Origin of the sequence: Tepidibacter mesophilus (genome assembly GCF_002724055.1) — a bacterium.
GTDB lineage: Bacteria > Bacillota > Clostridia > Peptostreptococcales > Peptostreptococcaceae > Tepidibacter_A > Tepidibacter_A mesophilus.
In genome coordinates this window covers 70482-86256 of sequence record NZ_BDQY01000014.1, presented here as the reverse complement: position 1 = coordinate 86256, position 15775 = coordinate 70482, and the positions used below count along the sequence as shown (strand labels likewise).

The following is a 15775-nucleotide window of genomic DNA, read 5'->3' as shown; positions in this document are numbered from 1 at the left end:
TTAATATTTACAATGCTGCAATAAAAGGTGAACCTATTAATAAAATTTTTGAAACTCTGAAAATTGCATAGGAATTCCGTTAGCTATGTAACTGTAAAAAATTTCAAGCAAAACTGCACTATTATAGTATTACCTATTATTTATAGAATATTTTTAAATTCAATAAATATTTTATGATTAGATGTTAATACTATATTTGGAGGTGGATTTTATGAAAATGAAAGCTGAAAAATTCAAATTAAATAATTCTCTTAAAGATAATGATAATTTGAAATCTGTTGCAAAATCTTTAACTGACGATATTCATAGTCTTGGTGGGGTTAATGCAGTAAGAGTTGACCCTATAGAAAATACAGTAACAGTTGATTATAACGAAGGACAAGTTTCATCAAATCAAATTCAACAAAAACTTAAGGACGGTAACTACCTTAAGTAATTAACATCTGTACTTAAATAAAAAACTCCACTTTTTGTGAAATAATCTATATTAAGATTAAATTACATAAAGTGGAGTTTCTATTAATGTTGCAAAATTTATTAATGTTAATAATTACAGATGAAAATCTTAAAGTATCAATCCATGTTCATTTCTACCTTAAACAGATAATTTTTCTTGTATAAATATTAAATTTTTAATCCCAGTTTAATATCATTAACAAAATTTTCTATATCTTTTTCTGTAGTATCGAATGATGTTACAATTCTTATTAATCCTTCATTTTCATCTATTGTATAAAATTCATATTTATTTTCAATATATTTTATAACATCTTTAGGTATTTTCATAAATACCATATTCGATTGAACAGGATAAGTAATTTTTATTTGTTTTATATTTTTCAGTTCATTTTCTAATAACGAAGCCATATCATTCGCTTGTTTAGCATTTTTATAATACAAATCATTTTCTAAGTATTCTATAAATTGAGCAGATATATATCTCATTTTCGAAATCAGCTGCATTCCTTGTTTTCTTATATATTTAAGATCTTCACTTATATTCGGATTTAAAATAAGTATAGCTTCACCAAACATAAGCCCATTCTTAGTTCCTCCAAACGATAATATATCCACGCCAGCTTCAGTTATCATTTCTTTCAAATTAGTATTAAGAGAAACAGCTGCATTTGAGATTCTAGATCCATCTACATGTAAATATAAATCATTTTCATGAGCAAACTTTGATATTTCTTTTATTTCCTCTACAGTATATACTGTTCCAAATTCACTACATTGACTTATAGAAATCATTTTTGGCTGGGTTCTATGGTAATTCCCTTTCAATTTAAGCATTTTTTCTATATCATCTATTGATATTTTTCCATTAGAATTAGGTACTTGCAACAATTTTGAACCAGTAAATTTTTCTACAGCTCCACATTCATCACCATTTATGTGAGCACTATCTGTACATATAATACTTTCATAAGATCTTAAAGCAGCACTTAAGCCTATAACATTAGCTGCTGTTCCGTTTAATACAAAATATACATCTATATTTTCTCCAAATAATTCTTTAAACTTTAATTCAGCTTTTTTTGTATATACATCATTGCCGTAAGGAAAAACATGTTCTTCATTTGCTTTCACCATAGCCTCTATAATCTTAGGGTGTACTCCTGAATTATTATCACTTAAAAACATCTTCATAAAAACATCTCCCTTATTTTTATATTAAATTTAATTCGTCTCTGTTTTTATAAGGATATAATAAAAGCCAAATCAATATGATTTGGCCTCTGGTTTGAAATATATCATCAACTTAGATATATCCCCTGTCCTTTTACCTGAGAGTTTGGCTGATTAAAAATTATATTTAACCAACTTTTCCCCTTCGGTGCTCTAAATAGAGTCTCTCCAGAGGTTCGTCCAGTAACAGTTTTAATCCTACTACCTTCATCCGAGCGTATTAAATTATAAATTGTATTATATTTGTTTATCACTTATTTGTAAAGTCAATTTCATTTTTTCGTAATTTTCTTAATTTTCCATAAGTATTACATTTTTGATTCTATATTCTTAACAATAAACTAATTTTCATATAAAACATGTATGTTTATCACTAAAACTAACCCCTAAAGTTTTTACTACTATACATATACAATAAATATTTCTTTACCATCTACTAGTATATTTTCTTTTTTATACTCTTTGCTCTTATTAAAATTATAAACGACCATATAACCTTTATCTAATCCGTGTATATCTAAATAATCAACTAATTGTTTTATACCTTCTTCATGATATTTTTCTCCACGCCATATTTTTAGCTCTATTATATATTTTTCTTTATTATATGTTATCACCACATCTAACCTTTTTTCTTGACTTACTTGTACTTCCTTAAAGTCAAATCCAACTCCATTTATTATAGGTTTTAAAAATGCTAAAAATAGTAGCCTTCCTTCTCGCTCTATGAATTTAGAATCAATAAGGCTGTATTGTTCTTTCATAAACTGCTGAAATTTTTCAATTACTTTATTTAAATTTAATTTTTCTCCCTCTATAAAGTTATTCTTATAATTATATATAGACATTTGCTCAGATTTAACCTCTATCTTAGATATTAAATAATCATATATAAACTGCTCATATATCCTGTTATCCAACTTAACAATATAATCTTCTTCTGTGAAAATCCCACAAACATATCCTAAATCTATTATTGGATTTGCTCTATTAAAGCTTATCCTATATCCATCTAAAACTATATTTCTAACCAAGTCATATAGTTCATTATTATTTTCTAAATTCTTTATCAAATCATCAAATAAAGTATTTTGCTCTCTCAATATATACTTTACTGCTCTTTGAATAATATATTCATCCCAAGTATTCTTAGTATTGTCTAATATAGTTTCATCAACTATTTGACACAATCTACTCACTAAAAAAGGATATCCATTAGTATAATAATATAGTTTATTAGATAAAGTATTTGTATTCATAGATAAATTATTTTCTCTACAGTATTCAATTAACATGCTCTCTATTTCTTCTTCATTAAAGCTCATATCCAAATTAAAATCAACAGCTATATTCCAAGGACTATTAAGTTTAACTTCCTCATCCGGTCTTAGCTTTAATTTAAGATTCTTTATATCATATACTCCTGCAAGTATAACACTATGGAATGTACAGTCCTCTTCTTGCTGCCTTAATAAAAATTTACTTCTAAGGACACCCAAGAAATTTAAAAACACTTGATTATTACTTGACTTGTCTACCTCATCTATAAACAGTACTACTTCTTGGTCTACTGCTTCTATAAAATCCGTTATAATGTCGGATAAATCAGCTAGGTCATTAACATCTTTAGAAAGTTCTATAAGTCTGCTTGCTATATCTTTATTTGTTAACTTAATTGATTTTGCCATTAATTTTATAATTCTATTACTGAATGTTTTTTCATCTTTAAATGTTTCACTTCCTAATCCCTCAAAGCTACAACTTACTACTAAATATTTTTCTTTCAACTTGTTTTTAAGTAAATATATAGTAGTTGTTTTTCCATACTGTCTTGGTCTATTTATAACAAAATAATTTCCTTTATCTATCATGTTCTCTATATTATCAAGCTTATCTTTTATATCTACCATATAATGAATTGATGGTATGCATGTTCCTGTTGTATTAAACACTTTTTTCAAATTATCACCACCATTAAAATTAGCTTTTTTCTATAATTATATCACATCTAATATTATTCTAAACTACCGTAACTATTATCTTGAATATAAACTTGTTCTTAGTTTCTAAAATTACTAATTCAGTAGGCCCCTGTTCTTTAACTGATTTATTTATTCCAAAAAACTTTAATCCTTGTTATATAAATATATCCATAGCTCTTTTCATTATTAAGTCTTCATAATTCTTATGTCTCACATTTACACCTACTTAGTATATATATTTTAATATCTATATTTCTATTATAATATAATAAATCACATAGTTCTAAACGATTATATAAATCATCCCCATTCCTTTTTTTTGCCTTTACTTATATGTCGGAGAATCTATATCCACTTAATGACAAGCTCTTTTAACAAAACTAAAAAATGATTTCTGCACTATACAGAAATCACCTTTTTTTATGTAACAATAGTTATTTTTTAATTGTAACTATTAAACTTAGTATACCTTCAATTGTAGTATTTTGGGCTATGAATTTGTTATCTGCGCTTACTGTTGTTAATGTATATAAATTCTTATCGTTGTTTAATTTTTTTGTTAAATTTGTTTTTTTCTTATTATTTATATCAAAACAAAATATATTAGATTTTTTACTGTCGTTTATAAATATATAATTCTTACACAAATTAATAGCAAATATATTATGACCATTGCGTTTTGAATTAATCAAATAAAGTTTTTTTAATCTATGATCATAAACATATACATTACTCATTCCATAGTCTTCATGCCAAACTGTAAAATTATCATTTGATAAAACGTTTTTGATCTCTATATTTTTAGATATATTTAATACTTTGTTTTTGTTTTCATCTAAATTATATATATTTATATATTTATTTTTATTATCAATAGTTAAATATGTAATTTTATTATTCCTAATATACGCTCTATCATATGGAGATTCCAAATGAATGTTTTTATCGATAACCTTTATTTCGTTTTTTTCTATAGAATAAATCATTAGATAAGCTTTTTTATTTACATATTCATACCAAGCTAAATATTTATTGGTTACTTCAATGCTTGGTAAAATTTTAGAATCTGTATCTTTTGATGTTATTATAGGTTCAACTTCATTGGTACTAAGATTGAATTTGTTCAAACTCCAATTATTTTGAGGATCAAAATTTTCCCAAAATAAATAATTTTCATTAGCTCTTAATTCATTAACATATATATCATAATTTAAATTTTTATATTCAAAAATCAATTTATAATCTTTATTTACTATATTGTATTGATATATTTCTGCTTTTTGTGCAAAATTGGACATTTCTTTCATATATAAAACAATATAGTAAACATGATTTCCATAAACAGTTTGATCTCCTATTTCTCCACCTTCAGGTATAGGTAATTGGTATTCTTGTGTTTTTATATTATTGGATATATGTTCTTGTGTTTTTTGTACTGTAAATTTATGTGATATATCCTCTGCTTTATCTAAATTAATACTCTGATTTTTTGGATAAAGAACAATTATAGTTGCTATAACTGCTAAAGAAAATATTAAAAATATATTTTTTTTATTCATATATTCTATATGCATAAATAATTTTATATTAATTTAATGCATAATCTCCTTTCATATATTAATAAAAAATATAAACCCTTTCAGACTTTAAACTCTGAGAGGATTTATATTTTTAAACAAACTTATTATGGTAAATATATTAAATATCTCTCAGATTCTTTTGAAATAGCATTATAAGCCTCTTCAAGAGATACATCTCTGTGTCCACTATAATCAGAGTCATAATTACAATCCATTAAACCAACATCATCTCCAGATCTATTTATAAAATCAACATTTATATAATGACCTAAATTTTTTCCATTATAGTAACCTAAATATTTTGTTTTTGAATGCAGAATAGGAGCTGCATCGTACATTAAGCTATACGTTAAATTATCTTCAAAATCATCTATAGTCATGTCAGAACCCTTTTTATATACATAATCATTATCAGAATATTTATTAATCTCATTTTTCACTTTATATACATATGTTCCCATACCACTTTTTGTTCCCATACTATTTCCTAAAGTTTTTTGTTTGCTACTATCACTACTTCCGCTTACTTCATCTTCTTTATTCATAGCATATAGTGTTTGTAACACACTAGCTGGCCCACAGTAATATCCATTGATTTGTTTAACGTAAGGTATATCTACAAGAAAAATAGAACCATTACCACTACGTTTAACTCTAATAGGAGGTCTTTGTAATGTTCTTTCAGCCATGTAGTCAATCATTTCTTGTCCTATTTCTTCTCCTAATTCTTCTTTTTCTATTTGAAATTCTTCATCATTTTGGTATTGTTGAGTTAATTCTTCTTTCAACTCCTCTTTTTTATCTAAATTTAATCCTGCTTCTGCATAAGCAGCTGTTGAAAACATCAATGTAAAAGTAAGTGCCAAAGATAATTTTTTAATTAATTTATTCATAACTAAAATCTCCTTCACCAGTATTTTTGGAATGGCCATCCATGGAAATATTAACATATTTTTACATGAGTTTCAAACGTTTCATCTGCTAAATTGCAATTATTTAATTTCAGCTTATATTAATACATTAATATCTCTTTTGATTTCAAATAGAGGTATTATTATAGTCCTCTCCACAAGTATCACATTCTCCAATATAACTTAGATAATATTTCTTAATTGAATAATTTATTACTTTACCTTCATACTTTTAGCAACTTCAGTTGTATTCCTTTTTTTGCCTTGACATCTATGTTGAAGATGCTATATCCAACAGTCGACATAATAACAATTTTATCCATAATATTTACTATGATAAAACATATATATGTGTATATTTCTTACATCAAAAGACAAAATACCATTTCCAGCAAGAAAAATTCCTAAATTTAAAGATTCCTTCATCTACATATTGGATATTTCATAATTTATATATTATAATGATTGTATTATATTTTAGAAAAGACATATATTTAATGACATCAGATTTCTCTAAATATATAGTTATATAGAAACATAAACTATTATTAATTAAATTTGAAGTTGGAAATGGCTCCCAACACGCTACTTAGGTAGTAATCAGAGATGCAGGATACGCCGCCCTGCCAAGTTTAATTAGTGAATTTGAAGAGAGAGTACACAGTACTCTCTCTTTTGTTATGATGAAATTATTAATTCTTCCATACTTTTATCCATATTTTCTTCATCTAACCATAACCTATATGACTTTTCCTTATTATATTGGCAATCAAAACTATAACTATCTACACTTATACCTTCATTATCTATAATACTTTTTATATCTAATGATTTTTTAATGAATTGTTCTTTAGTAATATTCTTATCTTTCCAATCTATCCACAAACTTATCTTTATAGGTAAGTCTTTATTAAACTCAGTCTCTTCACTTAATTGAACATCATCTTCTACATGTATATATGTGTCTATATCCGTTATTTTATAATTTTTGTTTTTTAGCATATTAAGTATTGATTCCTCAATCTGAGGTTTTAACTTCTCTTCTATGTAATTATCTGATTCATATCCAGTATTATAGAATTCAATATAAAAAGTAATTGGATTTTTCTCTTTCGTTGTAACAGTTGCACCATATGCACATAATTTGCAGTCATACCATGTTTTTAAATCATCTATATCTAGTTTAGGATATCTTTCCTCTATATATTTTTCCGCTCTTGGTCTAGTAGCCTTTATTTTGCTTGGATATCCCATTATATCTATGTATAAATACCCCATCCCGTAAACAATTACAAAAACTAATATCATTAAAATAGTCCTTATTATAATTTTTTTCTTATTCATCTATTTTTGTCCTCTCAAAATTCACATTTTCTGTTTTTTGAATTTATAATATACCATTAATTTATTTTTGACAAAATTATTCTTATCATTTAAACTCAATAGTACTTCAAAATCCCAAAAAAATATTTCAACTCATCGTTGCCAAGTTGAAATATTTTAAAATCCTAAAGATTTAATATTTAATTTTCTTCTATTACTGTATCCTTAACTATAACTGATTCAGCATTTCTGAATATAGAACTCACCTCATTATTGTAAATTCTTGAATTTTCAATATATACATTTTCAGATAAATCAACATCCATTAAACAACCATTTGACTTATCATATGATCTATTTGCTTTATTATTATGTATATCGCAATTATCAAATTTAACATTATAACTATTACTTATATTTATAAGCCCATTAAAAGCTATAGTTTCACTTAATGTACTATTTTCAAACTCTATATTGCTAGAGCTATCTATAGTCATAAGATCATATGTACAGTCTGTAATAATTGAATCAACAAAATTTAATTTATTTACCCCATTTAAATTTAAACCTTCTGTTCCACATCCAAACAGTCTAGATTTTTCAATATTTATATCACCACAGTTTTCAAATACAAATACACCTCCAGTACAAGATCCTTTATCAGGTGTATGACCCACATTAATGTTTTTAAAATTTAGTTTACTACAATTTTTAAATGTAAGCACATTTGCATATCTTGGTTCTACTAATATATCTGAATATCCAGAATTTTGACCTTGTATACTAAAATTTTCTATATTTTCTAATATTAATTCATACCCATCATAAACTTCTTCCCAATGTACATTCGGATTTTTTATATAAGTGGCTTTAATACTTGAAAGATTAAGGGAAACCCCTTCTCGAATTACAATCTTTCTATTAGATCCAATAGCATCTATAAATTCCTGAGTATTATTTACTATAATAGTTTCTAAGCTTTTAATTGAAATTGTTTTTGTTTTATCATCCCATAAAATACTAGCATTTAAACTCTCTCCAATAAATCTTAATGGAACCATAGTCTTTCCATTTATTATTTTAGCAGGTGTTTCTAATTGAATTTTTTCACCATTTTTAACACCGTAGTTGCTATCAACAGTTAAAGATATGTATGTATCACCTTTAGTCGCTATAACTGTTTTACTTTTTTCATCCCAACCAACTTTGCAATCTAATGCTTCAAATATTTCTCTTACTGGAACTAAAGTTCTTCCATTTACTATAGTTGGATTCACATCAAAATGTAAAGCTTTATTATTAAGAATTACTTTAATTGGATTTTCTGCAAAACTAACATTACTTACAGAAAAACTGATTAAAAAAATTAAAGTAAATAATTTAATAATTTTTTTCATTATATACCCCTCCAAATCCTTTTATTTGCACGTTGAGTATATTTTATCAAATTTTTACTTTTTATTCCATGTGCAATCTTTTATTTAATATGAACTTTTCCATATAATACATGTTAGAGTCTATATATAATATTCAACCCAATAACAGTTTTATCCAAAATATTTACTATAATAAAACCTGTATATGTATAATCCTTAAAGTAGAAGAGAGTACACAGTACTCTCTCTTTTGTTGTTCAGTATTATATGATTTTTAATTACTTTTTAATTCCACTAATTTTATTGATTTATCACTTCCTGAAGTTATTAAAATTTTATCGCCATTTACAAAATTATCAGAAACTTGATCTGTAATTGCTAAATTTAAATCACCAGATTTGTCAAACACTTTTATACCATAATCTTCTTCAGATAAAAGAGTACATATTATTTTATTATTTTCTATTTTAATACTTTTTAAATATTCCTTTAATACAAGTGTATCTTCTTTATCTTTATCTGTATCTACCTTATACAATTTTAAATTTCCATCTTTATCTGATATAGCATAATATACATTTCCATCTACTTCATAATATCTATCATAATAACCAGAAAGTTTATTATCAGATAATTTTTTTTCATTGTTTCCATCTAAGTTTGATGAATACAAATATTGGTCCTCATCTTTTACATAGTAAATCTTATTATTTACAATTTTAAAATTTTCCACTCCAAAATTTGTAATCTTTATAGTTTCATTTGTATTTAAATTTATTTTATAAATATAATTTTGTTCACTATCTTTTATTGGATAAGCAGATGCAAGTATATATATATCATCATTCATTATAGTAGTACAACCATCATGACTATAGCCTGTGTTAGTTCCTTCTGTTACTATATGCCATCCGTATGTAAGATTTGGATTCCCTATACTTTTTCCATGCTCTCTTTCTTGTCCTGTTGGTATAAGCCAAAGATTATTAGCATATGGTGAAGTACCTTGATCTATCTCCAATATCCCCTTTGAAGTATTTTCAAAATCAAGATAACCACATTCTTCTACTGTAGCTTTTCCATTATCATTTACCTTACAATATACATCAGACCCCATTACAGCAGTTCCAACATGATAGTGAAACCAAAGGGCTTTATCTCTTATATAAAATGGTAAATTATTATTGTAATCGAATTCATAAGAATACACTAGTTCTTTATTTGATAAATTATTTTCCTTAACTCTATACACTTTATTTGTCTTATTTACAGTCTCTACAAAATAATAAAAACCATTAAATATAGCAACATCATTTTCACCTGCATATTTAGGAAGATTTACTGTTTTTACCTGAGGGTTATTAGATTTTATCATAAGTCCTTTTGATTTATCCCAAACATATTCCCAACCAAATGTATCATGGGCAAACTTCCATGTGAGTGGAAAATATGTTACATTGTTAAAGGTTAAAAGAGGATATTCCTCTTTAGAATTATCAATTGAATTCCCATTTGCTGTAATCTTAAATGTAGGTATAGTTGCATTATAACTATTTCTATTTTTATGTTTTGTTTTATATGGTACATAAGATGATGTGACCTTACTTTGAATAATTTTAAAACCTTCATCCTGTGTCCATTTCGTTTCTAATCCCAAAAGCCTACAATCATACCATGTCATTGGAAAATATGTCATATCTTTATATACCAAAAGTGGATATTCTCGATATAAATTATCAATCTTATTTTCATTTATAGTAACATTAAATTTTGGTAATCTAACTTTTACACTTTTTTCTACGGCAAAACTTTCTTCTCCAACTAGCATAAAACTTAGACAAACTACAAATACAGATACCAATGTAAAAATCTTCTTTCCCATATAAATCGCCTCCTTAGTTTTTTAATATGTTTATCATTATATCATGTATATTAGTAATAATTTTATATTTTTACATATTATGTAACTCGATTAATGTAAGTTCACTCAGCCATTGAAAAGAATTTTTTATGCCATTTATATGATATAGAAGAAGCTATATCCATGGCAAAGAAAATAGCTGTTCTCTCAAAACGTCCAGCAACAATAAAAAACATACACGAAATAAATCTTACAGTAGAAGGAACTAAAACCCCACTTTCATCAAGAGAGGCTCCTGAGTTCAAAGATTATTTCAATACTATATGGAAGGAGCTTGATATAGATGGAAAAGATCAACTACTCTAGTGAATACACAGCTTATTTAAAATCAGTCAAATCAAACAAGAGAAAAATAATATTCTACCAGATATTAGTACTTGTACTATTTATACTGATTTGGGAAATGGCTGCTAATCTAAACTTTATAGATGTATTTTTAACTAGTAAGCCATCTGCTATATTTAAGCTGTTTATAAAATATTCTTCAAATGGGGAGATATTCAAACATGTGGGTATATCAGTATATGAAACTGTTTTAGGATTCGTATTCGGAACTTTAGGAGGTATCCTAATAGCCATAGTTCTTTGGTGGGATGAAACTTTAGCTAAAATATTAGATCCATTTTTAGTTGTATTAAATGCTCTTCCAAAAACAGCCCTTGCTCCTATACTTATAATATGGGCTGGAGCTGGAATTACTGGTATAGTGGTTATTGCTCTTACAATATCAATAGTAGTTACAATACTTTCAGCTTATAACTACTTTATTACTGTTGAAGAAGAAAAAATAAAAATGCTAAAAAGCTTTGGTGCAACTAAGTACCAAATACTCACAAAGCTTATCCTTCCTTCAAATATAGGCAATATCATAAATATAATTAAGATTAATATAGGTATGTCTTGGGTCGGAGTTATAGTTGGAGAATTTTTGGTATCAAGATATGGAATAGGATATTTGATAGTCTATGGTGGTCAAGTATTTAAACTAGATCTTGTTATGATGGGAGTATTCGTTCTCTCTATATGCGCTCTTTTGATGTACCAGGTTGTTAATATTATTGAGAAAAAATATAAATCTAGATAAAACTTAGGCCTATATCTAAAATTTAATTAACAATTTTTTAGATATAGGCTAATAATATTAACAAGATATATACACATTATTTATTTTGATTTGTGCAATGTATAAATTAACATATTCAGACAACATAACTCATTTAGTCATAAACGATGTGTTATAATAAAGTAAATTTTTACTTAATTTATTACTTAAGCGTCTTATTGATCTCCTTGGTATGAAAACCTTTTTTTACCTCTACAAATATATTACCATCATCTTCTTGTTTAGACTGTTGTTGAATATTTGGTTTAACAACTAAACTTGACATCATTTGTTCAAAATCTCCTATGGTAACTGGTTTAGCACTTCTGATAAGTTCATATCCTATTTGCCCATTGGGTTCTAGTGTAGCAGTTTTCACATCAGATATTTTGCTTATTCCTTGTTGTCTAAGACGCATTTCTAATTGATCGGTAGTCATTCTAAGCTTTTTTAAGTTTTCTTTTATAAAAACTCCATTCTCAATAACACTAATTGATTTTCCCGTAATTAAAGTTTCAATAAAGTCGAATTTAATCTGCAAATATTCTGATGCAATAAGAAATATAATAAATACAACAGCCGTAACCAAAGTATTTTTTACACTTTTACCTGATATTGGCTGCACAATAAGTGACCCGATAGAAATCATTATTACAGTTTGAGTAATAGTCATTTGAGAAATAGATTTTCTACCTGATATTCTCAATAATATAGAACCAGCCGTAATAAGAATTACTGTCTTTAATATAAATTCCATAATTATCCCTCCAAACTTATGTATAATATTAATATGGCTATTATTGTCTTGTATCATCCTTCGTATTTAAATATTTAGGTCTTTTTTTAGATAATGTTATTATTATTCGATATCCTTTCTCTATAGGTAAGATGTTGAATATATAGTATAAATATTTCTATATTCATAATAAATAGTTTTCTTTTCGATATTCCTATATTAGAATTTTTAAATTCCTCCATTTATGTCTGCTATAGCGAAAAATGGTCTCAAATTAATTAATTTCCCTTGAGTAGATATTGCCAAATGTATAGTTATATAGCCTATTATAATAATCAAACCATATATTTCACAAACCCTTGCTATTACTTCTAGTTTCTTTATTACTGCATAATATACAACGGAGAGAAATAGTAAACATAATGCCCATACAAGAGTTTTTATTAATACTGTCAGTTTAATGGCTTCAGCAGCCATTCTTATAATTGTAGTAAAAAGCATAAAATAAAATATATAATCATGAATATCGATGTTATAAATTTTCCAGTTAATATATATTTCACATTAATACACATATAATTCTATTTACTCAACTTTAAATTTCTATATGTAATATAATTAAAATATGAGCCTATATCTAAAGATTAAATAATCTTTAGATATAGGCTCATATTATTTACAATGTATATATATTAATAACTTTATCTTGCTTTATTATAATATATATTACTTCTAATAATTTTAGCATCTTCACTAAATTTATTAATAATATTCATTTCTTTACATTCTTCATCTCTTCCTATATAACTTAACAATATATCACCTTCACAAAGTGTTTCTTGTGAATCTAGTTCTACACTTACATTTCCGCTTACTACATACAAAACATTTGCTACATAATCGTACTTTCTTTGTTTATTATCAAATACTATTTTTTTTGAGCTAAGCTTATCAATACATACGTATTCTAAATTTCCTTCACAATCGTTCATCATAAGATTAAAATCCGTAACTCTTCCATAACTCTTTGTCTTCCAATCACCACAGAAACTATCTTGCTCAAACTCTTTAAGCTTTATACTATGATGACCTTCATGTTGTAAAAGTAATTCGCCATCTAAAATCATTATTTTTCTTTTAATATGAGGTAGATGTGTAAATACAGATTCATTAACATCAACTTTCGCAGAGCTTAATCTCCACTTAAAATTAAGTTTTTTATACTCAGCATCATGTGGATATATGTATAACTGTGTTGTTGTTCCACCAGACCATTCACTTGTCTTATGTTCACTTTTTCTTACAATATTAATATTTTCATACACTCTAGCTCCCCCTACTCTTTTTATTTATTCTTATATATTTTAAAACATTTATAAAGTGAGTCTATACATTAATTCTATATATTAATAGTAAAATCCTTATTATTAATAAAAAAGTCTTTCTTTGAAAGATTTTAAATGTAAATTTTTTTGAAACTCATAACGGAATTTATAATTTCATAGTAAGTAAAAAATTACGCTTATTAAAATAACATCTGTTATTTTAATAAGCGTAATTTGAACTATCATATGAAATTAACATACATATTTATTTAATTAAATCTGTACTCTTTAAAAAATCTGTAGCTATATCTCTTAAATCTTCTTTTTTTACATCTGCTCTATAATTTAGTTTTTGCATTTGCTCATCATCTAAAACATTCCCTAACTTTTGTAAAAGTGGTTTAAGTTCACTATTTTCTTCTAACGTTCTATTATTCACTAAAGGCACAGCATAATATGGTGGGAAATACTCTTTATCATCTTCTAATACAACAAGTCCTAATTCTTGTATTTTCCCATCTGTAGAAAAAGCATCTGTAACTTGAACCGAATTATCAGCAATCGCATTGTAACGAAGCCCTGGATCTAATGCTTTGATATCTTTAAAACTAAAATCATATAACTCTTTCAAACCTGGAAACCCATCTGGGCGTTCTAATATCTCTGGAGTTGGCCCTAATATGAACTCATTAGAATATTGTGCCAAGTCAGAAAAAGTGTTTAAATTATATTTTTCAGCAATTCCTTTTTTTACAGCTAAAGTATAAGTATTATTAAATCCTAAAGGATTTAACCAGCTTAATCCAAATTGTTCATCAAACTCTTTCTTTACAATATCATATACTTCTTGAGATGAAGGGATATCACCTTGCTTTTTAAGTAATGTAACATACCCAGTTCCTGTATATTCTACATACATATCAATATCCTTTGATTGAATGGCCTTAAAAGCAGGTAATGTTCCACCTAGTTCAGAAACTTTAGTTTTTAAATTTGTATTATTTTCAATATATACAGACAATAGTTCCCCCATCAAACGAGATTCTGTAAAATTTTTAGTTCCTATCACAATAGTTTCTTCTGATTTTGTTGATCTAATATAAGTTATACTACCTATAGCAATTATAGGTATAAGAATACAAACTAATGCTCTTTTCATTATTTTTTTATTTGTGATTACATGTCCCAAAGCACTAACTGGTAATTTATTTTCTATTAATCCCAATATAAAATCTATAGATAAAGCTAAAACCGTAGTAGGAATAGCTCCTGCTAAAATTATTCCTGTATCACTCATAGATATACCTCTAAAGATAAAGTCTCCTAGACCTCCAGCACCTATTAATGCAGCTATCGTTGCTGTTCCTATATTTATAACAGTAGCAACTCTAATACCTCCCATAATTATAGGAAATGCTAAAGGAAGTGTTACCATAAGTAAGATTTGTCTAGCAGTCATCCCCATTCCCTTAGCTGATTCAATAACTGCATCATCTACACTTTTAATTCCTATATATGTGTTTTTTATTATAGGAAGAAGTGCATATAAAAACAATACAATTACAGCCGGTTTATATCCAATTCCTCCTATTATAGGTAATGGTATAATAAATCCAAATAAAGCTAAACTAGGTATAGTTTGAAATATATTAGCAACTCCTAATATAATTTTTCCTAATTTTTCACTCCTTGATACAATGATACCTAAAGGTACTCCTACAACAACTGCAAATAGTACTGCAATTAAAGTAATTTGCATATGTTGTATTAATTTTTCTATAACTAACCCCGTATTATTTAACATATAATCTAAAATCAATTAATATCAAC

Annotated in this window: 14 protein-coding genes and 1 riboswitch; of the genes, 2 read left to right on the top strand and 12 right to left on the bottom strand. The window is 26.2% G+C overall.

What is annotated here, in order from left to right; genetic code table 11:
• The first annotated feature begins 211 nt into the window (after nt 1–211).
• The gene (locus tag Tmeso_RS10030) at nt 212–436 is read left to right on the top strand and encodes a heavy-metal-associated domain-containing protein (protein WP_099190769.1); all 225 of its coding nucleotides are present in this window, start codon (nt 212–214) and stop codon (nt 434–436) included.
• Nucleotides 437–624: 188 nt separating this feature from the next.
• On the opposite strand, the gene Tmeso_RS10025 is transcribed toward Tmeso_RS10030, so the two are convergent.
• The 8 genes from Tmeso_RS10025 to Tmeso_RS17080 form a co-directional block, all read right to left on the bottom strand.
• Entirely contained in the window at nt 625–1650 is a 1026-nt protein-coding gene (locus tag Tmeso_RS10025; RefSeq protein ID WP_099190767.1) for a threonine aldolase family protein, read from the bottom strand.
• Between the two features lie 115 nt (nt 1651–1765).
• Nucleotides 1766–1871, bottom strand: a riboswitch (glycine riboswitch).
• Nucleotides 1872–2090: 219 nt separating this feature from the next.
• Nucleotides 2091–3641 (bottom strand): AAA family ATPase, encoded by a 1551-nt coding sequence (locus Tmeso_RS10020; RefSeq protein WP_330400339.1) that lies wholly within the window; start codon nt 3639–3641, stop codon nt 2091–2093.
• A 464-nt stretch (nt 3642–4105) separates the two neighbouring features.
• Nucleotides 4106–5230: a hypothetical protein gene (locus tag Tmeso_RS10010; RefSeq protein WP_187296307.1), complete on the bottom strand. Its 1125-nt coding sequence runs from the start codon at nt 5228–5230 to the stop codon at nt 4106–4108.
• A gap of 125 nt (nt 5231–5355) precedes the next feature.
• Nucleotides 5356–6144 (bottom strand): C39 family peptidase, encoded by a 789-nt coding sequence (locus tag Tmeso_RS10005; protein ID WP_187296306.1) that lies wholly within the window; start codon nt 6142–6144, stop codon nt 5356–5358.
• A gap of 696 nt (nt 6145–6840) precedes the next feature.
• Nucleotides 6841–7506 (bottom strand): YfjL-like protein, encoded by a 666-nt coding sequence (locus Tmeso_RS10000; RefSeq protein WP_099190759.1) that lies wholly within the window; start codon nt 7504–7506, stop codon nt 6841–6843.
• 179 nt (nt 7507–7685) lie between these two features.
• Entirely contained in the window at nt 7686–8882 is a 1197-nt protein-coding gene (locus tag Tmeso_RS09995; protein ID WP_099190757.1) for a stalk domain-containing protein, read from the bottom strand.
• 253 nt (nt 8883–9135) lie between these two features.
• A complete protein-coding gene (locus Tmeso_RS09990; RefSeq protein ID WP_099190755.1) occupies nt 9136–10743 on the bottom strand; it encodes a DUF5050 domain-containing protein in 1608 nt (535 codons plus the stop codon).
• A gap of 101 nt (nt 10744–10844) precedes the next feature.
• The gene (locus Tmeso_RS17080; RefSeq protein ID WP_187296305.1) at nt 10845–11027 is read right to left on the bottom strand and encodes a hypothetical protein; all 183 of its coding nucleotides are present in this window, start codon (nt 11025–11027) and stop codon (nt 10845–10847) included.
• Nucleotides 11028–11065: 38 nt separating this feature from the next.
• Here Tmeso_RS17080 and Tmeso_RS09980 point away from each other — a divergent pair, with 38 nt between their 5' ends.
• Nucleotides 11066–11866, top strand: coding sequence for an ABC transporter permease (locus Tmeso_RS09980; RefSeq protein WP_099190753.1), 801 nt, complete (start codon nt 11066–11068; stop codon nt 11864–11866).
• Nucleotides 11867–12047: 181 nt separating this feature from the next.
• On the opposite strand, the gene Tmeso_RS09975 is transcribed toward Tmeso_RS09980, so the two are convergent.
• From Tmeso_RS09975 to Tmeso_RS09960, 4 genes are all read right to left on the bottom strand, one after another.
• Nucleotides 12048–12641 (bottom strand): DUF421 domain-containing protein, encoded by a 594-nt coding sequence (locus Tmeso_RS09975; RefSeq protein WP_099190751.1) that lies wholly within the window; start codon nt 12639–12641, stop codon nt 12048–12050.
• A 207-nt stretch (nt 12642–12848) separates the two neighbouring features.
• A complete protein-coding gene (locus Tmeso_RS09970; protein ID WP_099190749.1) occupies nt 12849–13121 on the bottom strand; it encodes a GerAB/ArcD/ProY family transporter in 273 nt (90 codons plus the stop codon).
• 200 nt (nt 13122–13321) lie between these two features.
• On the bottom strand, nt 13322–13945 hold the full coding sequence (locus Tmeso_RS09965; RefSeq protein ID WP_099190747.1) for a HutD/Ves family protein: 624 nt from the start codon (nt 13943–13945) through the stop codon (nt 13322–13324).
• Nucleotides 13946–14210: 265 nt separating this feature from the next.
• Nucleotides 14211–15764, bottom strand: coding sequence for a glycine betaine ABC transporter substrate-binding protein (locus Tmeso_RS09960; RefSeq protein WP_099190745.1), 1554 nt, complete (start codon nt 15762–15764; stop codon nt 14211–14213).
• Nucleotides 15765–15775 lie beyond the last annotated feature (11 nt).